At 30.8% G+C, this 19,104-nt stretch carries 14 protein-coding genes and 1 riboswitch; all 14 genes read left to right on the top strand.

What is annotated here, in order from left to right; translation table 11 throughout:
* Window positions 1-135: 135 nt before the first annotated feature.
* Window positions 136-1,386: a ComEC/Rec2 family competence protein gene (locus tag BUA90_RS09190; RefSeq protein WP_072967889.1), complete on the top strand. Its 1,251-nt coding sequence runs from the start codon at window positions 136-138 to the stop codon at window positions 1,384-1,386.
* Between the two features lie 14 nt (window positions 1,387-1,400).
* Window positions 1,401-1,613 carry a DUF3006 domain-containing protein gene (locus tag BUA90_RS09185; RefSeq protein ID WP_072967888.1) on the top strand — a complete coding sequence of 71 codons (213 nt, stop codon included), beginning with the start codon at window positions 1,401-1,403 and terminating at the stop codon, window positions 1,611-1,613.
* 111 nt (window positions 1,614-1,724) lie between these two features.
* Window positions 1,725-1,826, top strand: a riboswitch (purine riboswitch).
* A 296-nt stretch (window positions 1,827-2,122) separates the two neighbouring features.
* Window positions 2,123-3,448 carry an NCS2 family permease gene (locus BUA90_RS09180; protein WP_094756833.1) on the top strand — a complete coding sequence of 442 codons (1,326 nt, stop codon included), beginning with the start codon at window positions 2,123-2,125 and terminating at the stop codon, window positions 3,446-3,448.
* 88 nt (window positions 3,449-3,536) lie between these two features.
* Window positions 3,537-7,307 carry a phosphoribosylformylglycinamidine synthase gene (locus tag BUA90_RS09175; RefSeq protein WP_072967886.1) on the top strand — a complete coding sequence of 1,257 codons (3,771 nt, stop codon included), beginning with the start codon at window positions 3,537-3,539 and terminating at the stop codon, window positions 7,305-7,307.
* Window positions 7,308-7,445: 138 nt separating this feature from the next.
* The gene (gene purE, locus BUA90_RS09170; protein ID WP_072967884.1) at window positions 7,446-7,937 is read left to right on the top strand and encodes a 5-(carboxyamino)imidazole ribonucleotide mutase; all 492 of its coding nucleotides are present in this window, start codon (window positions 7,446-7,448) and stop codon (window positions 7,935-7,937) included.
* Window positions 7,938-8,027: 90 nt separating this feature from the next.
* Complete coding sequence (purC, locus tag BUA90_RS09165; RefSeq protein WP_072967882.1) at window positions 8,028-8,729, top strand: phosphoribosylaminoimidazolesuccinocarboxamide synthase; 702 nt, start codon at window positions 8,028-8,030, stop codon at window positions 8,727-8,729.
* Window positions 8,730-8,766: 37 nt separating this feature from the next.
* A complete protein-coding gene (gene purF, locus BUA90_RS09160; RefSeq protein ID WP_072967880.1) occupies window positions 8,767-10,185 on the top strand; it encodes an amidophosphoribosyltransferase in 1,419 nt (472 codons plus the stop codon).
* A gap of 45 nt (window positions 10,186-10,230) precedes the next feature.
* Window positions 10,231-11,274: a phosphoribosylformylglycinamidine cyclo-ligase gene (gene purM / locus BUA90_RS09155; RefSeq protein WP_072967877.1), complete on the top strand. Its 1,044-nt coding sequence runs from the start codon at window positions 10,231-10,233 to the stop codon at window positions 11,272-11,274.
* On the top strand, window positions 11,262-11,894 hold the full coding sequence (gene purN, locus BUA90_RS09150) for a phosphoribosylglycinamide formyltransferase (protein WP_094756832.1): 633 nt from the start codon (window positions 11,262-11,264) through the stop codon (window positions 11,892-11,894). Before purM ends, purN begins: the two co-directional genes overlap by 13 nt.
* A 56-nt stretch (window positions 11,895-11,950) precedes the next feature.
* Entirely contained in the window at window positions 11,951-13,489 is a 1,539-nt protein-coding gene (gene purH / locus BUA90_RS09145; protein ID WP_072967875.1) for a bifunctional phosphoribosylaminoimidazolecarboxamide formyltransferase/IMP cyclohydrolase, read from the top strand.
* 65 nt (window positions 13,490-13,554) lie between these two features.
* On the top strand, window positions 13,555-14,811 hold the full coding sequence (gene purD / locus BUA90_RS09140) for a phosphoribosylamine--glycine ligase (RefSeq protein ID WP_072967874.1): 1,257 nt from the start codon (window positions 13,555-13,557) through the stop codon (window positions 14,809-14,811).
* 301 nt (window positions 14,812-15,112) lie between these two features.
* Window positions 15,113-16,537, top strand: a complete 1,425-nt coding sequence (treP, locus tag BUA90_RS09135; RefSeq protein ID WP_072967871.1) for a PTS system trehalose-specific EIIBC component — start codon at window positions 15,113-15,115, stop codon at window positions 16,535-16,537.
* Window positions 16,538-16,628: 91 nt separating this feature from the next.
* The gene (gene treC / locus BUA90_RS09130; RefSeq protein WP_072967869.1) at window positions 16,629-18,293 is read left to right on the top strand and encodes an alpha,alpha-phosphotrehalase; all 1,665 of its coding nucleotides are present in this window, start codon (window positions 16,629-16,631) and stop codon (window positions 18,291-18,293) included.
* Between the two features lie 79 nt (window positions 18,294-18,372).
* On the top strand, window positions 18,373-19,101 hold the full coding sequence (gene treR, locus BUA90_RS09125) for a trehalose operon repressor (RefSeq protein WP_072967867.1): 729 nt from the start codon (window positions 18,373-18,375) through the stop codon (window positions 19,099-19,101).
* Window positions 19,102-19,104 lie beyond the last annotated feature (3 nt).

The raw sequence follows: 19,104 nt of genomic DNA, 5'->3' as shown, positions 1-19,104 counted from the left end.
TCTTAAAATAATCATCGATTGTAAATTTAAAAATCATGTTAAATGATTGGAACTATGTAAAGTATAGACTGATATAATACTGTTATTGTATAATTAATCGAAAGTAAAAATATATACAAGGAGTGATGGAATTAGATGAAGAAAAGATTAAATAGTGTTTTTAGTTTAGTGCTACTATTATCAATGGTATTTTTTTTGATTTCTTGTTCTAAAGTTGTAGACAATCAGTCTATACAGTCAGATAATGGCAAAAGTGAAATAGTTTCAGAGAGTGGCGATTTAGAAGTTCATTTTATTGATGTTGGACAGGCAGATAGTATTTTTATAAGAAATAAAGATGTTTGTATGTTAATTGATGCTGGAAACAATGATGATGGAGATTTAGTTGTAAATTATTTAAGAAGACAAGGCGTAAAAAGACTTGATTATGTAGTAGGGACTCATCCCCATGAGGACCATATAGGAGGACTAGATGTAGTAATAAATAATTTTGATATTGGAAAAGTATATATGCCTAAAATAATCCATAATACGAAGACATTTAAAGATGTTGTATTAGCTGTAAAAAATAAGGGATTAAAAATTACACCTCCTGTTGTTGGAGAAAAATTTAAATTAGGAGATGCAGAGGGGATTATTTTAGCTCCAAATTCAAAAAAATATGAAGACCTTAACAACTATTCAATAGTTATTAAAGTAACTTATAAAGATACATCATATTTATTTACAGGCGATGCAGAAGATATTTCAGAAAGGGAAATGATAAAAAGAGGATTAGATTTATCTGCTGATGTATTAAAGTTAGGACATCATGGAAGTCATTCTTCAACGACAGATGAATTTTTAAATAGAGTAAAACCTAAATTTGCAGTAATTATGTGTGGTAAAGGAAATGATTATGGACATCCTCATAGAGAAACAATGGAAAAACTTAAAAAGATGGGAATACCAGTTTATAGAACAGATGAATGTGGGACTATTGTAAGTATATCAGATGGTAAAGATATCAAGTTTAATGTCAAGTCTGGAAGTTATTCATATCCTGCACAATCAAAAGAAAAGCTGCATAAAAATAATTTTAAGAATACAAAAAAATATACAGTTTCAAATAGTATAAGTGTTTCAGCAAATATAGATAATCCAAATCCAGAGCAAGGTTCTACTATAAATCTTATAGTTAATGGTCCAAGTAAAGGAAAAGTAAGTGCTATTGCTTATTATAAGTCAAAAAATACAAAATATACATCAGTTATAGATAGCAGTGGCAGAGCAGTAATACCAATGAAAATTGGTAGAGCGGCCAAAGGATTTAAAGTTATAGTTGATGTAGTAGTAAATTACAAAGGAAAAGAATATAAGACAAGTACCTCTTTTACTCCAAAATAGGAGGAGGGATTTTATTGAAGGTATTGATAGACAGATTTGAAGGTGATTATGCCGTTTGTGAAAGAGAAAATAGAGAAATTATAAATATTGAAAAATATAAAATTCCTAAAGAAGCCAAAGAGGGCGATGTTTTAATAATTGAAAATGATAGGATTATCATAGATAAAGAAGAAACTGAAAAAAGGAAAAAAGAAATAGAAGCATTGACAGATGATATTTGGGAGTGATTTTAAAAATAAAAGCTATAATGTTCGGAATAATATATACAAAAAATAAAAAACATAAAATAAAATTCGGAAATAATATTGACTAATATAGTTTACTTTGATATTATTTAATTGAAAAGAGAATAATGAACTCATATAATTCTGGTAATATGGTCCAGAAGTTTCTACCAGACAACCGTAAATTGTCTGACTATGAGTGAAAGCGCACCTAGGGTTCCGATTAAAATTTTTATTTTAATGGCAGGTCCGAGTGGTGCGGATGTTACATGATTTGTAATGTTACACCGTGGGGAGAAAAGCCCGGACGGGGAGGTTTCACTTCATAGTTGAAAACTTTCTCGTTCGGGCTTTTGTATTTTTGATTAAAAAACTAATTATTCAGACTTTAGATAAAATAAGACTATTAAAGATTTGTCTGTGAGCATTATTTATTCAATTTATTAAAAATAATAAATTTATTAACGAGCTCATTAATTATTTTTAGTTTTAAATTTAAAGGAGGATAAAAAATGGATATATCAACCAAGAAAATTAAAAACAATTCAATTTTTGAAAAAATATTCAAATTATCTGCACATAAAACTGATGTAAAGACTGAAATAGTAGCAGGTATAACTACTTTTATGACAATGGCATATATTCTCATTGTAAACCCAGATATTTTAAGTGCTACGGGAATGGACAAGGGAGGAGTGTTTACAGCTACGGCTTTATCAGCAGCACTAGCAACTATGCTAATGGCTTTTCTTGCTAATTTACCGTTTGCACTTGCACCGGGAATGGGACTCAATGCTTTTTTTGCATTTTCAGTAGTTATAGGTATGGGTTATAGTTGGCAGTTTGCATTAACAGCTATATTGATTGAAGGCATAATATTTATCCTTTTAACTTTATTTAATGTTCGTGAAGCAATAATAAATGGTATGCCTATGGTTATCAAAAATGCAGTAAGTGTTGGTATAGGATTATTTATAGCTTTTATAGGATTTCAAAATTCAGGCATTATAGTTGATAATCCAGCTACTTTAGTAGCTTTGGGAAATGTTAAGAGTCCGGGTGTATTATTGGCTATTGCTGGAATAATTTTAACAGGTTATTTATTGGTAAAGAATGTAAAAGGTGCATTGCTAATAGGTATGTTGGGAACTACTGCTTTAGGTATGATTTTAGGAATTACTAATTTGCCTAGTGGAGTAGTTAGTGTACCACCATCAATAGCACCAGTTGCTATGAAATTTGATTTTAGTAAAATATTTACTTTAGATATGTTAGTAGTTGTATTTACTTTCTTATTTGTTGATTTATTTGATACAATAGGAACTTTAGTTGGAGTATCAGCTAAAGCTGATTTATTAGATGAAGAAGGTAGAGTTCCAAATGCTAAACAGGCATTGCTTGCAGATGCAATAGGTACTACTGCAGGAGCTATGATGGGAACAAGTACAGTTACAACATATGTTGAAAGTGCTTCAGGAGTTGCAGAAGGTGGAAGGACAGGTCTTACAGCATTTACTACAGGAGTATTGTTTTTAATATCAATGGTATTTGCTCCAATTTTAACTTCAGTACCTGCACAGGCGACAGCTCCAGTATTAATATTAGTTGGATTATTCATGATGAGTCCAATATTAAAAATAAAATTTGATGATTTTACAGAAGCTATTCCAGCTTTTTTGACAATAATATTAATGCCTTTAACATACAGCATTGCAGAAGGTATTGTATTTGGTATTATTTCTTATGTACTTTTAAAAACTTTATCAGGAAAATACAAAGAAGTACATCCTATGATGTATATTATAGCAGTATTATTCTTAATAAAACATGTAATATAATATGAAGCCCTAATATAGTTTAAATACTATATTGGGGTTTTTTGCTAAAATTATTGGTGATTATAAAAATATAGAGGTGGTAGAAACCATGAGCATGAAAGTTAGGAGAGTTTATGTTGAAAAAAAAGAAGGTTTTAATATTGAAGGAGAACATCTGTGCAGGGATTTTAGAGAAAATTTAGGAATTAAAAATCTAACAAAGGTTAGAGTAATGAATCGCTATGATATAGTGGGAATTAGTGATGAAGAATATGAATTGGCAAAGAAGACGATTCTTTCAGAACCAAATGTAGATAATGTTTATGATGAAGAAATTTATATAAAAGAAAATGAAAGAATTTTAGCCATAGAATATTTACCGGGGCAATATGACCAAAGGGCAGATGCAGCTGCCGAATGTATTCAAATACTTACTCAAAAAGATAAACCTTTTGTTAGAGTAGCTAAAATTCTTATACTTGAGGGAAATATAAGTGAAAAAGATTATGAAAAAATAAAGAGGTATAGTATAAATCCTGTGGATTCAAGAGAAGCTTCTTTAGAAAAACCTTCTACACTTGATATGGAAGTTGAGTTGCCATCTGATGTTGAAATACTTGATGGATTTATAGATAAAGATATAGAAAAGCTTATTAAATTTAGAGAAGAATATGGATTTGCTATGAGTATTGAAGATTTAAAGTTTTGCAGAGATTATTTTAGAGATGAAGAAAAGAGAAATCCTACTATTACAGAGTTAAAGGTAATAGATACTTATTGGTCTGACCACTGTAGGCATACTACATTTTTGACTGAAATAGAAGATGTAGAGATAGAAAAAGGTATATACGGAGAAGTAATACAAGATGCTTATGAAGAGTATTTAAAATCTAGAAAATACGTCTATGAAGATAATGAAAAGGATATATGTCTTATGGATATAGCAGTCATTGCAATGAAGGAGCTTAGAAAAAGGGGAAAACTTGATGATTTAGATGTATCTGATGAAGTAAATGCCTGCAGTATAGAAGTAGATGTTGATGTAAATGGAAAAAATGAAAAATGGTTAGTGATGTTCAAAAATGAAACTCATAATCATCCTACTGAGATAGAGCCCTTTGGTGGAGCTGCTACATGTTTAGGTGGAGCAATAAGGGACCCACTTTCAGGTAGAGCTTATGTATACGGTGCTATGAGAGTAACGGGTAGTGGGGACCCTAGAATGCCAATTGAAGATACACTGCCGGGGAAATTACCTCAAAGAAAGATAACTACAGAGGCAGCTCATGGATACAGTTCTTATGGCAATCAGATAGGACTGGCAACTGGACAAGTTGCTGAAGTATATGATGAAGGATTTATTGCAAAAAGAATGGAAATAGGGGCAGTTATAGGAGCTGCAGTTAAACAAAATGTAGTTAGAAAAAGACCTTCAAAAGGAGATGTAGTATTACTCGTAGGTGGAAGAACTGGAAGAGATGGATGTGGTGGAGCTACAGGTTCATCTAAAGCTCATACAGAAGAATCTATATTTACATGTGGAGCAGAGGTGCAAAAAGGGAATCCTCCTACAGAGAGGAAAATTCAGAGATTATTTAGAAATCCAGATATTTCGAGATTGATTAAAAAGTGCAACGATTTTGGAGCAGGTGGAGTTTCTGTAGCTATTGGAGAACTTGCAGATAGTCTTGAAATAGATTTAGATAGTATTCCTAAAAAGTACGAAGGGTTAGATGGTACGGATTTAGCTATATCTGAATCTCAAGAAAGAATGGCAGTAGTAATAGCTAGAGAAGATGTAGATAAATTTAAAAAAATTGCAGCTAAGGAAAATCTTGAAGCAACAGTTGTAGCAGAGGTAACTGATACTGGAAGACTTGTAATGAAGTGGCGTGGTAAAAAAATATTAAATATAAGCAGAAAATTTTTAAATACAAATGGAGTAAAGCAAAAGACAAAGGTAAAAGTTGTTCATCCAGAGAAAGAAGAAAATTATTTTGATAGAGAAATAGAAAAGTTTAAAAATAAGGATATTGAAAAGGCTTGGCTTGAAAATTTGAAGGATTTGAATACAGCATGCCAAAAGGGATTAGTAGAAAGATTTGACAGCAGTATAGGTGCAGGTACAGTTCTTATGCCGTTTGGTGGAGAATATTCTTTAACTCCAGCTGAAGGAATGGTATTTAAAATACCTGTATTGAAGGGTGAAACGAATACTGTAAGCATAATGACATATGGATACAATCCTAAAATAGGAAAGTGGAGTCCGTTTCATGGAGCACTCTATGCAGTACTTGAATCTATAGCTAAAGTTGTGGCTATAGGTGGGGATTATAGAAAGATTAGATTAAGTCTTCAGGAATATTTTGAAAAATTGGGAAAAGATAAGACAAAATGGGGTAAGCCTTTTAGTGCTTTACTTGGAGCATTTTATATCCAAAAAAAGCTGAACATTCCTGCAATTGGCGGGAAGGACAGTATGTCTGGAACATTTAAAGATATTCATGTACCTCCGACATTAGTATCTTTTGCAGTAAATATTGCAGATGCTGGAAATATAATATCTCCAGAATTTAAAAAAGTAAACAGCAAAGTAGTTTTAATCCCTCTTAAAAAAGATGAAAAATATCTTCCTGATTTTGAAATTTTAGATAAAAATTATACAAAAATATATGAATTAATAAATAAAGGTAAAATTTTAGCTGCACAAACTATAAGAAATGGAGGAATAGCAGCTAGTATAAGTAAAATGTGCTTTGGGAATAAAATAGGAATGAAGTTTTGGAATAGTATGAGTATAGACGAATTATTTAAAGCAGATTATGGCTCTTTAATAGTAGAAATAGATGAGCGTGAAGATGTAAAAGAGCTTTTAAAAGATGTAGAGTATAAAGTTTTAGGAAATACTCAAAGGGAGCAAGTTATAGAGATTAATAATATATGTATCAATCTTGATAAAGCAATAAAAGCATGGCAAGAACCTCTTGATAATATTTTTCCAATAAAAAAAGATGTGGAAGGAGTACCGGAAAAGATTTTTTATGATAGAGGAAATAAAATCGTTTCTTGTGTAAAGATAGCAAAACCGAGAATATTTATACCTGTTTTTCCGGGAACAAATTGTGAATATGATATGGCTAGAGCTTTTGAAAGAGCAGGAGGCAAAGTAGAGCAGTTTGTTTTTAGAAATTTATCTTCTATAGATATAGAAAATTCTATTGATGAAATGGTTAAAAAAATAAATAATGCTCAAATTATAGCTATTCCCGGTGGATTTAGTGCAGGAGATGAGCCTGATGGTTCAGGAAAGTTTATTGCTGTAGTATTTAGAAATCCGAAAGTAAAAGAAGCAGTTATGAATTTAATTAAAAATAGAGATGGATTGATGATAGGAATATGTAATGGTTTTCAAGCACTTATTAAATTAGGACTGCTGCCATATGGAGAAATAAGAGATATAGATGAAAATTCACCTACTCTTACATTTAATAGAATTGGACGACACATATCATGTATGGCTATGACAAAGGTTGTATCAAATCTTTCACCTTGGTTTAATAATGTAAAAGTTGGAGATGTTCACAGAATAGCTTTATCACATGGGGAAGGAAGATTTGTAGCAAATGAAGATGTTATGAAAAAACTAATTGAAAATGGACAAATAGCAACTCAATATGTAGATTTTGATGGTAATCCAAGCTATAGAGGAGAATTTAATCCAAATGGTTCATTTAATGCTGTTGAAGGCATAACTAGTCCAGATGGAAGAATTCTTGGTAAAATGGGACATTCAGAAAGAATTGGAGAAAATATCTGTATTAATATACCGGGAGAAAAGGACCAAAAGATATTTGAAGCAGGAGTGGGGTATTTTGGGTAAGTTGAGAATTGAGAATTAAAAATTAAAAAGATATTAGAGGAAAAAGATTAAGCTGAGAGCTAAGAGCTGACAACTAATAACAGCTGATAGTCAATTTGTTATCTTATTTAGAATTAATTTAACTTAGGAGGTTTTAAAATGAAGGTAGCTATTGTAATGGGCAGTGATTCTGATTTTAATGTTGTAGAAAAGTCAATAAAGATATTGAAAGAGTTTGGAGTAGAAGTACATGCAAGAGTTATATCAGCTCATAGAACACCATTTACTGCTATAGAGTTTGCTAAAAATGCTTGTGAAAATGGTTTTGAAGTAATTATTGGAGCTGCTGGAAAGGCAGCACATCTTCCGGGAGTATTAGCAGGTGTGAGTATACTTCCAGTAATAGGTTTACCTATTAAATCTTCTACTATGGATGGACTTGATTCATTGTTGTCAATAGTTCAAATGCCAAAGGGAGTACCTGTGGCAACAGTTGCTATAAATGGAGCAGAAAATGCTGCACTATTGGCAGTTCAAATATTATCGGTAAAATATCCACAGCTTAAGAAAAAGATTAAGGAATATAAAGAAAAGATGGCAAAAGAAGTAGAAGAAAAAGATGAAAAAATACAGTTGAAAATTAAGAATTAAAAATTAAAAAGATATTAGAGGAAAAAGATTAAGCTGAGAGCTAATCTGTCAACTTAAAACTGGAAATTAAAATTTTGGGAGGTAGATTTTATGAAAAAGCTTGAAATGTTATATGAAGGTAAGGCAAAAAAGGTATATAAAACTGATGATGAAAAGAGATATATTATAGAATATAAAGATGATGCTACAGCTTTTAACGGTGAAAAGAAGGGAACAATAGTAGGAAAAGGTATTATAAACAATAAAATGTCTGCACTGCTTTTTAAATTGTTAGAAGAAAAAGGGATACCTACACATTTTGTAGAGATACTTAGCGATAGAGAAATGCTTGTTAAAGACGTTAAGATACTGCCTCTTGAAGTTATAATGAGGAATGTAGCAGCTGGTTCATTATCTAAAAGGTTAGGGATTGAAGAAGGAACTATTTTGAAAACTCCTGTACTAGAATTTTGTTATAAAAATGATGACTTAGGAGACCCAATGATAAATGAATACCATATAAGAGCAATTGAACTTGCAACAGATGAGCAGCTTGAGAAAGTTAAAGAATATGCATTTAAGATTAATGAAATTTTAATAGATTTTTTCAAAGAAAGAAATATTAAATTGATTGATTTTAAATTGGAGTTTGGAATTCATGATGGAGAAGTAATTTTAGCAGATGAAATTTCACCAGATACTTGCAGATTGTGGGATGCAGATACAAATAGGAAGTTAGATAAAGATAGATTTAGGAGAGATTTAGGGGATGTTGAAAAAGCATATGAAGAAGTGCTAAGCAGATTGCAGTAATAAAGACGAGTATATATACATCCGGAGGGGAATTTTAATGTTTGATAGATATTTAAATGATGACAAGTTAAATGAAGAATGTGGGGTTTTTGGTATATATTTAAAAAAATGCAGTGAAATTTCAAGACTTGTTTACTTTGGACTTGTAACACTTCAACATAGAGGACAGGAAAGTGCTGGTATAGCAGTTTATAAAGATGGAAAAATTCAGTATTATAAAGATATGGGGCTAGTTAGAGAAGTTTTTAATGATAATATTTTAAAAAGACTTGATGGAGATATAGCCATAGGGCATGTGAGATATTCAACTACAGGAGAAAGTTATATATCTAATGCTCAGCCACTTGTTGTGCATTATAAAGGAGGAGCTATAGCACTTGCTCACAATGGAAATCTTGTTAATGCAGATAAAATAAGAAGTAAGTTAGAGGATAATGGCTGCATATTTCAAACATCAATAGACAGTGAAGTAATAGCAAATTTAATAGCTAAATATTACAAATTGGGATATAAAGAAGCAATAATAAGAGCTTCTAAAGAAATTAAAGGAGCATTTGCTTTAGCTATTATATGTGAAGGTAAATTAATTGGAGTAAGAGACCCGAATGGATTAAGACCTTTGTGCATAGGGAAATTAGGAGATGGATATATTTTAGCTTCCGAAAGCTGTGCACTTCATGTTGTTGGAGCTGAATATATAAGAGATGTAAAACCCGGTGAAATAGTAATTATTGATGATAATGGAATACAGTCAGTTATCTATGATGAATTTAGTAAAAGAGCACTTTGTTCTTTTGAATTTGTTTATTTTGCAAGACCGGATAGTGTACTTGATGGACAAAGCGTTTATAAAAGCAGGATAGAGGCAGGCAGAATATTAGCAAGGGAACATCCTGTAGATGCAGATATAGTTATGTCAGTACCAGATTCTGGAACAGTTGCAGCTATAGGTTATGCAGAAGAATCTAAAATTCCTTTTAGAGAAGGACTTTTAAAAAATAAGTATTTAGGTAGGACTTTTATTCAGCCAGATCAAAAGATAAGAGAGCTTATGGTTAAATTGAAATTAAGCGTACTTAGAGAAAATGTTGAGGGAAAAAGATTAGTTTTAATAGATGATTCTATTGTAAGGGGAACTACAAGTAAGAGAATTATAGATATGCTGAGAAGAGCAGGAGCTAAACAAGTACATGTTAGAGTAAGTTCACCACCTGTTAAATATTCATGCTATTTTGGTATTGATACTCCGACTAGAAAACAGTTGATTGGAGCTACTCATTCAGTAGAAGAAATTAGAAAAGCTATCGGTGCTGACAGTTTAGGATATTTGAGTGTTGAAGGATTATTAAAATCTATTAATATGACTAGTGAAAAGTTGTGTACGGCATGTTTTAGTGGAAACTATCCTATGAAAGTACCAGAGTCAGGAAATAAATATTTATTTGAAAAGAGATAAGATTATATGATGCATTAATACAAAATTATCTTATGAGGTGAATCTATGAAAAGTAAAAAGCTTACTTACAGTGAATCAGGTGTTGATATTGCTGAAGGTGCAAGAGCTGTACAGCTTATGAAAGGTTATGTAAAGAAAACTTTTACAGAGAATGTATTATGTGATTTAGGAGGATTTGGAGGACTTTTTAGTTTAGATACAGATAAATATAAAGCTCCTGTATTAGTTTCAGGAACAGATGGGGTAGGAACTAAATTAAAAATTGCATTTATGATGGATAAACATGATACAGTTGGTATAGATTTGGTGGCTATGTGTGTAAATGATATATTGTGTCAAGGAGCAAAGCCTTTATTCTTTTTAGACTATGTGGCTACCGGAAAGCTTAATGCAGAAAAGGTTGCTGATATAGTAAAAGGTATTTCGGATGGATGTATACAAGCTGGTTGTGCTTTAATAGGGGGAGAAACTGCTGAAATGCCCGGTTTTTATGCTGAAGGTGAATATGATATGGCAGGTTTTGCAGTAGGTGTAGTTGATAGAGAAAAAATAATTGATGGAAGTAAGATAAAAGATGGAGATGTAATCATAGGGCTGCCTTCAACAGGAATTCACAGCAATGGATATTCTTTAGTGAGAAAACTCTTTTTTGAAAAATTAAAATATAATGTAGATGATTATATAGACGAATTAGATGGAAGATTAGGAGAAGTGCTTTTAAGGCCTACAAAAATTTACGTAAAGCCTGTTGAGAAAGTATTAGAAAAATTTGAAGTTCATGGTATGTGTCATATAACAGGTGGAGGGTTTTATGAAAATATTCCTAGAGTTATACCAGAAGGATTTGGAGTTAAAATAGGCCTTAGAAGCTGGGAAGTACCTTCTATATTTAAACTAATTCAAAGTCTTGGAGATATAGACATAGATGAAATGTTTAAGACATTTAATATGGGAATTGGATTTATTTTAATAGTAGATGAAAATGATAGTGAAGATGTTATAAAGCTGATTGAAAGTACGGGTGAAAGAGCATATAAGATAGGTAGAGTTTTAAAGGGATTACATGGGGTGGATTTATGTCAGAAATAAAAATAGCTGTATTGGTGTCAGGTAATGGAAGTAACCTTCAGGCTTTGATAGATTCCATTGAAAAAGGTGAAATAAAGGGAAAGATTGAAGTAGTAATTTCAAATAAAAAAGGTGCTTATGCATTAAAAAGAGCTAAAAGACATGGAATAGATGGGATTTATATAGGAAAATTGAATTATCCTAAAAGAGAAGATAGAGATAAAAAATTAATTGATATTCTAAATGAAAAGAAGATAGATTTAATAGTTCTTGCAGGTTATATGAGTGTACTTAATGAGAGAATAGTAAATATGTATAGAAATAGAATAATAAACATTCATCCATCTTTAATACCTAGTTTTTGTGGTAAAGGATATTATGGAGAGAAAGTTCATAAAGCTGTTTTAGACTATGGAGTTAAATTGACTGGTGCAACTGTGCATTTTGTTGATGAAGGAACGGATACTGGACCAGTTATATTTCAAAGGGCAGTAGAGATAGATTTTGACGATACGGTAGAAACTCTTTCAAAGAAAGTTTTGAAAATAGAGCATCAGCTATTACCTCTAGCAGTTAAATTATTTTGTGAAGGCAAAATTGAAGTTATAGGAAGAAAAGTAAAAATATTAGATTACATGTAATTAATAGATATGTATAAAAAGTTTGTAATATAACGAGATTTAAGGAGGTTGTTCTATTGATAAAGAGGGCACTCATCAGTGTTTCAAATAAAACAGGTATTGTAGAATTTGCTAAAAAGTTAAAAGAACTTGAAGTTGAAATAATTTCTACTGGTGGAACAGCTAGAAAACTTGTGGAAAATGGTATAGAAGTAACTAATGTTTCTGATATTACAGGTTTTCCTGAGTGTTTAGACGGTAGAGTAAAAACTCTTCATCCAGTTATACATGGAGGAATTTTAGCTGTAAGAGAAAATGAAAATCATATGAAACAACTTAAAGAGCTTAATATAGAGCCTATAGATTTATTAGTAATTAATCTATATCCATTTAAAGAGACGATTTTAAAAGAAAATACATCATTTGAAGAAGCAATAGAAAATATTGATATTGGTGGACCAACAATGCTTAGGGCTGCAGCTAAGAATTTTAAAGATGTAATTGTAGTAGTTGACCCGATAGATTATGAAAAAGTAATAAATGAATTGATAGAAAAAAAAGAAGTGTCTTATGAAACTAGGTATAGACTGGCACTTAAAGTATTTGAATATACTTCTCATTATGATGCACTTATTTCAAATTATTTGAAAGATAGATTAGATGATGAAAAGTTTCCTGAAATATTGACAATTACGTATGAAAAAGTTCAAGATTTAAGATATGGAGAAAATTCCCATCAAAGAGCAGCTTTTTATAGAGAAATAGGTAAAAATACTGGCTCATTAGTTAATGCAAAACAAATTAGTGGTAAAGAGCTTTCTTTCAATAATATAAATGATGCAAATGGTGCATTAGAATTATTAAAAGAATTTGACGAGCCTACTGTAGTTGCAGTAAAACATACAAATCCTTGTGGAGTAGGATGTGGAATTAATATATATGATGCTTATATGAAAGCATATGAATGTGACCCTAAATCTATATTTGGAGGAATAATAGCAGCAAATAAAGCGATAGATAAAAAGACAGCAGAAGAAATAAATAAAATATTTATAGAAATAGTTATAGCTCCAGATTTTGATGAAGAAGGACTTGAAATTTTAAAATCAAAAAAGAATATAAGAATTTTAAAACTTAAAGACATAGAAAAAAAGCAGATGAAAAATAGAGTTGACATAAAAAAGGTAAGTGGAGGTATTTTAATTCAAGATATTGATTTTAGGCTTTATGACGACTTAAAAGTTGTAACTGAAAGAGTACCTACGGAAAAAGAGATGGAAGATTTAATATTTGCTTGGAAAGTTTGTAAGCATGTAAAGTCAAATGGTATAGTTTTGGCTAAAGATAAGCAAACTGTAGGAATAGGACCGGGACAAGTAAATAGAATATGGGCTTTAGAAAATTCAATAAAACAAGCTTTTGTAGATGTTAAAGGAAGCGTTATGGCTTCAGATGCATTTTTCCCATTTAGTGACTGTGTAGAAGCAGCAGCAAAAGCTGGGATTACTGCTATAATTCAGCCGGGAGGTTCTATAAGAGATAGAGAGTCAATTGAAGCGGCTGACAAGTATGGAATAGCAATGATATTTACGGGAATGAGACATTTTAAACATTAGGAATGAGTTATAGGTAGCAGGTTACTGTGTGATAGGTTATATATAGCCACTTTGGAGGTGTTATAATGAAAATCCTTGTTGTTGGCAGTGGAGGGCGTGAGCATACCATTGTATGGAAACTTTCTCAAAGTCCTAAGGTTAGCAAAGTATTTTGTGCACCGGGAAATGCTGGCATAGCTCAAATAGCTGATGTCGTTAACATAAGTGATACAGATATAGATGGACTTTTATCTTTTGCAAAGGATAAAGGTATAGATTTAACTGTGGTAGGTCCGGAGGCTCCATTAGTAAATGGAATTGTAGATAGATTTCAAAGAGAAGGCTTGAAGATATTTGGTCCAAATAAGGATTGTGCAAGACTTGAAGGAAGTAAATCTTTTGCAAAGAATTTTATGATAAGACATAATATACCTACAGCTAAATATAAAGAATATACAGATGTAAATGAAGCTATTAAAGATATTGGAATATTTGGTTTTCCAATGGTTATAAAAGCAGATGGATTAGCTGCAGGAAAAGGTGTTGTAATAGCTAAAAGTGAAAAGGAAGCTTTAAATGCTCTTGAGATGATAATGAAAGAAAGAAAATTTGGAGAAGCGGGAAGCAGGGTAGTTATTGAAGAATTTTTAGATGGAATAGAAGCATCTATACTTTGTTTTGTAGATGGAAAGACAATTGTACCAATGGTTAGTGCACAAGATTATAAAAAAGCATTTGATGATGATAAAGGACCTAATACAGGTGGTATGGGAACGTATTCTCCAAGTATACTATTTGATGAAGAATTAGAGAAAAAAATAGAAGTTGATATATTAAAGCCTTTTATTAAAGGTTTGAGAGATGATGGATTAGACTATAAGGGTATAATCTTTATAGGTTTAATGATAGCTAATAAAAGTCCTAAAGTTTTAGAATTTAATGTAAGATTTGGAGACCCTGAAACTCAAGTAGTACTTACTAGATTAGAAACAGATTTAGTAGAGATAATAGAAAGTATTTTAGATGGAAGGTTAGATAAACAGGAAATAAAATGGTCAGATAAAAAGGCAGTATGTGTAGTGTTAGCTTCTAAAGGTTATCCAGAAAAGTATGAAAAGGGTAAAATTATAAATGGATTAAAAAATATCAATGATTGTTTAGTATTTCATGCTGGAACAAAATTTGATGGAGAAAATATTGTAACTGATGGAGGAAGAGTTTTAGGAGTTGTTGCACTAGGAAATTCTATAAGAGAAGCTAGAGAAATTGCATATAAAAATATTAATAAAATTGATTTTGAAGGAAAACAGTATAGAAAAGATATTGGGAAAATAGCACTCTAAAATAGAGTGCTATTATTGATAATTAATATTAAAATTTGTTAAGTAATGATAAAAAAGCATATCATATTATGCTTTTCTTTTTTTGTCAAATTTTAAAGCTAAAAATTTATATTAAGATGATTTAAGTATTTTTTATAAAAAGTGGGAAAACGTATTGACTAACTTGTACGTACAAGTTATAATTAATTTAAGAAAAACTTGTACGTACAAGATGCAAAAGAGAAAAGGTTTTCAGTTTTCAACAAAGAGTAAATATAATAATTTAAAATGAAATTGATATAAAAAGTAGGGAGGTATTAGTGTGAGTAATAATGGCAAGTTTGCTAATGAAGCACGACAGCTACTAGAATATATTGGTGGTAAAGAAAATATTGCTGCAGTATCGCATTGTGCTACACGTATGCGTTTTGTATTAAATGATGATAAAAAAGCTGATGTTGAGAAAATTAGAGGAATAAAAATAGTAAAAGGTACGTTTACACAAGCAGGGCAGTTTCAAGTAATAATAGGAAATGAAGTGTCAACTTTTTATAATGATTTTGTAAAAGTATCGGGTGTAGACGGTGTAAGTAAAGATGAGGCAAAAAAAGTGGGACGACAGAATATGAATTTACTTCAAAGATTGATTTCACATTTAGGAGAGATTTTTGCACCTTTAATTCCAGCAATTGTTGTTGGTGGTTTAATTTTAGGATTTAGAAATCTTATAGGTGATATTAAGCTATTAGAAAATGGAACTAAAACGTTGACAGAAGTTTCTCAATTTTGGGCAGGTGTACATCATTTTTTATGGTTGATTGGTGAGGCTATATTTTTCTTTTTACCAGTGGGAATTACATGGTCAATTTCTAAGAAAATGGGAACTACGCAGATTTTAGGAATTGTTTTAGGCATTACTTTAGTATCTCCACAACTTTTAAATGCTTATGCTGTAGCAGGTGGTGCTGAACCTCCGGTTTGGGATTTTGGATTTGCACAGGTAAAGATGATAGGGTATCAAGCACAAGTTATACCAGCTATATTGGCAGGTTTTACATTAGCAAATTTAGAAATTTGGGTGCGTAAAATTTCACCGGGTTATATTTCAATGATTATAGTTCCGTTCTTTTCATTAGTACCAACAGTTTTATTAGCTCATGTAGTATTAGGACCAATTGGTTGGAAAATAGGAGCTGCTATTTCAAAAGTAGTATACTCCGGATTAACGTCAACATTTGGATGGTTGTTTGCTGCAGTATTTGGCTTTACTTATGCTCCATTGGTAATAACTGGTCTTCATCATATGACAAATGCAATAGATTTACAATTGATGAGTGAGTTAGGAGGAACTAACCTATGGCCAATGATTGCACTATCTAATATTGCTCAAGGTTCAGCTGTTTTAGGAATGATTTATGTCAATAGAAAAGATGAAGAAGAAAAACAGATTTCTATTCCAGCGGCAATATCATGTTATTTAGGTGTAACTGAACCGGCAATGTTTGGTATCAATCTAAAATATGTATATCCATTTTTAGCTGCTATGATTGGTTCTGCTATTGCAGCAGTTATATCAGTAGGTACAGGAGTTATGGCCAACTCAATTGGAGTTGGAGGATTGCCGGGTATATTGTCTATAAAACCACAAAACATGATGACATTTGCTATAGCAATGTTAGTTGCCATTATAGTGCCTTTTATATTGACGATTTTTTTTGCTAAGAGAAAAATAGCAGCTCAAAAATAATTATAAAACTGAAAAAAGTAAGGTGGGAGATTAGTCCCACTCTTTTTCTGTTGTAGTATAAGTTGTATAAATTAAAGGAGTAGATGTAGTTATGAAGGATTTTAGAAAAAGTGTAATTTATCAAATATATCCTAAATCATTTTATGATTCTAATAAAGATGGATTTGGGGATTTAAGAGGAGTAACTGAAAAGCTAGATTATTTAAAGATTTTAGGAGTAGATTATATATGGCTTACGCCTTTTTACATTTCGCCTCAAAATGACAATGGATATGATGTTGCAGATTATTATAATATTGATTCACGTTTTGGAACTATGGAGGATTTTGAGGAATTAGTGTTTGAAGCAGATAAAAGAGGCATTGGTATAATGCTGGACATGGTATTTAATCATACTTCTATACAGCATGAATGGTTTAAGAGAGCTATGGAAGGTGATAAAAAATATAAAAACTACTATATATTTAAAAGAGGAAAAGATGGGAAAGAGCCGACAAATTGGCTGTCTAAATTTGGCGGTTCTGCATGGAAGTATGTAGAAAGATTTGATGAATATTATCTACATTTGTTCGATGTAACTCAAGCTGATTTAAATTGGAAGAATGAAGAACTGAGAAGAGAAATATACGATATTGTAAATTTTTGGATAAAAAAAGGAGTAAAAGGATTTCGTTTTGATGTTATTAATTTGATTTCAAAGCCAGATGTATATGAAGATGATTATAAAGGAGATGGTCGCTGTTTTTATACAGATGGTTTTCGAATACATCAGTATTTAAAAGAATTAAATAGAGAAACTTTTGGAAAATATGAAGATATTATTACAGTGGGAGAGATGTCATCTACAACTATAGATAATTGTATTAAATATTCAAATCCAAAAGAAAAAGAGCTATCTATGGTATTTAATTTTCATCATTTGAAGGTAGATTATAGAAATGGCGATAAGTGGACACTTATGGATTTTGATTTTATAAAACTAAAAGAGATATTTGATAATTGGCAGGTAGGAATGCAAAAAGGCAATGGTTGGAGTGCAGTATTTTGGTGTAATCATGATCAGCCTCGTATTGTATCACGTTTTGGTGATGATAAAAAGTATCGTAAAGAATCAGCAAAGATGTTAGCTACAGTAATACACATGTTAAGAGGAACGCCTTACATTTATCAAGGTGAAGAAATTGGTATGACAAATCCATACTTTGATAGTATAGAATTATATAGAGATGTAGAGTCGATAAATTACTATAATATATTAAAGCAAGAAGGCAAAAAAGAAAGTGAAATAATTAAGATACTTCAATGTAAATCACGTGATAATTCTCGTACTCCAATGCAGTGGAATAGTGATGAAAATGCAGGATTTACTGTAGGAACTCCGTGGATTTCTCTAGCTAAAAATTATAAGGAAATAAATGTAGAAAAAGCTTTAAAAGATGAAGATTCTATATTTTATCATTATCAAAAGTTGATAAATTTGAGAAAGGAATATGATGTAATTGCTTATGGAGATTTTAAAATGATATTAAAAGAACATAATGATATATTTGCTTATATAAGAGAATATAAAAATGAAAAACTTTTGGTAGTTAATAATTTTTATGGGAAATACACTATGTTTGAGTTGCCTGATGAATTAGATTTTAAAGAGTATAAGAGCAAAGTTTTACTTTCAAATTATAATGATTCGTCAGAAAATTTTCATAAGATAAATTTAAGACCATATGAATCCATTGTATATCACCTTGAAAAATAATGGTAAAGTTGTTAAACTATTTTATATATGTTTTTTAAAAATTAATTTTTAGAAGTGAGTGTCTACAAGGTGATAAAGTATGGATAAAAAGTATTTGAATATTTACAATGAGATTTTAAATAAGATAGAAAATAACTATTTTAAACCAAATTCAAAGCTTCCATCAGAAAATGACTTGATGAGGGAGTATAATGTATCTAGAGCTACGATAAGAAATGCATTGAATTTGTTAGAGCAAAATGGCTATATACAGAAGATAAAGGGGAAAGGGTCATTTGTACTGGATATACACAAGTTTAATTTTCCAGTTTCGGGTTTGATAAGTTTTAAAGAATTGAGCAAGAAAATTGGTTTAAATGCAAATACGATTTTAAAAGAATTATCTGTAATAAAACCTGATAGTTATTTGATGAAACAGCTTCAAATATCGGGAGATGAACATGTTTGGAAAGTTATAAGGGTAAGGGAAATCGATAATAAAAAAATAATTTTAGATAAGGATTATTTTAATAAAAAATTTGTACCATTATTAACTAAAGATATATGTGAAGATTCAATATATGAGTATTTAGAAAGTAAATTAGGACTTAAGATTAGTTTTGCTAAAAAGGAAATTACAGTTCAAATAGCTACAGAAGATGATAAAAAATATTTAGATTTGGAAGGCTATAATATGGTTGTTGTTGTAAAAAGTTATATATATTTAGATGATGCTAGTCTTTTTCAGTACAGTGAATCAAGACATAGACCAGACAAATTTAAATTTGTAGATTTTGCTAGAAGGAATAAGGAAGTTATGAAAGGTTAAAAT

Source organism: Caminicella sporogenes DSM 14501, assembly GCF_900142285.1.
Classification (GTDB): domain Bacteria; phylum Bacillota; class Clostridia; order Peptostreptococcales; family Caminicellaceae; genus Caminicella; species Caminicella sporogenes.
This window is presented reverse-complemented; position numbering and strand designations above follow the sequence as displayed.

What these genes read in the sequence shown, in the direction of transcription:
- purC (WP_072967882.1), top strand. Translation starts at nt 8,028, where the DNA reads ATGAAAAAGCTTGAAATGTTATATGAAGGTAAGGCAAAAAAGGTATAT.
- BUA90_RS09180 (WP_094756833.1), top strand. Translation starts at nt 2,123, where the DNA reads ATGGATATATCAACCAAGAAAATTAAAAACAATTCAATTTTTGAAAAA.
- BUA90_RS09175 (WP_072967886.1), top strand. Translation starts at nt 3,537, where the DNA reads ATGAGCATGAAAGTTAGGAGAGTTTATGTTGAAAAAAAAGAAGGTTTT.
- purD (WP_072967874.1), top strand. Translation starts at nt 13,555, where the DNA reads ATGAAAATCCTTGTTGTTGGCAGTGGAGGGCGTGAGCATACCATTGTA.
- purN (WP_094756832.1), top strand. Translation starts at nt 11,262, where the DNA reads ATGTCAGAAATAAAAATAGCTGTATTGGTGTCAGGTAATGGAAGTAAC.
- treR (WP_072967867.1), top strand. Translation starts at nt 18,373, where the DNA reads ATGGATAAAAAGTATTTGAATATTTACAATGAGATTTTAAATAAGATA.
- purM (WP_072967877.1), top strand. Translation starts at nt 10,231, where the DNA reads ATGAAAAGTAAAAAGCTTACTTACAGTGAATCAGGTGTTGATATTGCT.
- treC (WP_072967869.1), top strand. Translation starts at nt 16,629, where the DNA reads ATGAAGGATTTTAGAAAAAGTGTAATTTATCAAATATATCCTAAATCA.
- purE (WP_072967884.1), top strand. Translation starts at nt 7,446, where the DNA reads ATGAAGGTAGCTATTGTAATGGGCAGTGATTCTGATTTTAATGTTGTA.
- purF (WP_072967880.1), top strand. Translation starts at nt 8,767, where the DNA reads ATGTTTGATAGATATTTAAATGATGACAAGTTAAATGAAGAATGTGGG.
- BUA90_RS09190 (WP_072967889.1), top strand. Translation starts at nt 136, where the DNA reads ATGAAGAAAAGATTAAATAGTGTTTTTAGTTTAGTGCTACTATTATCA.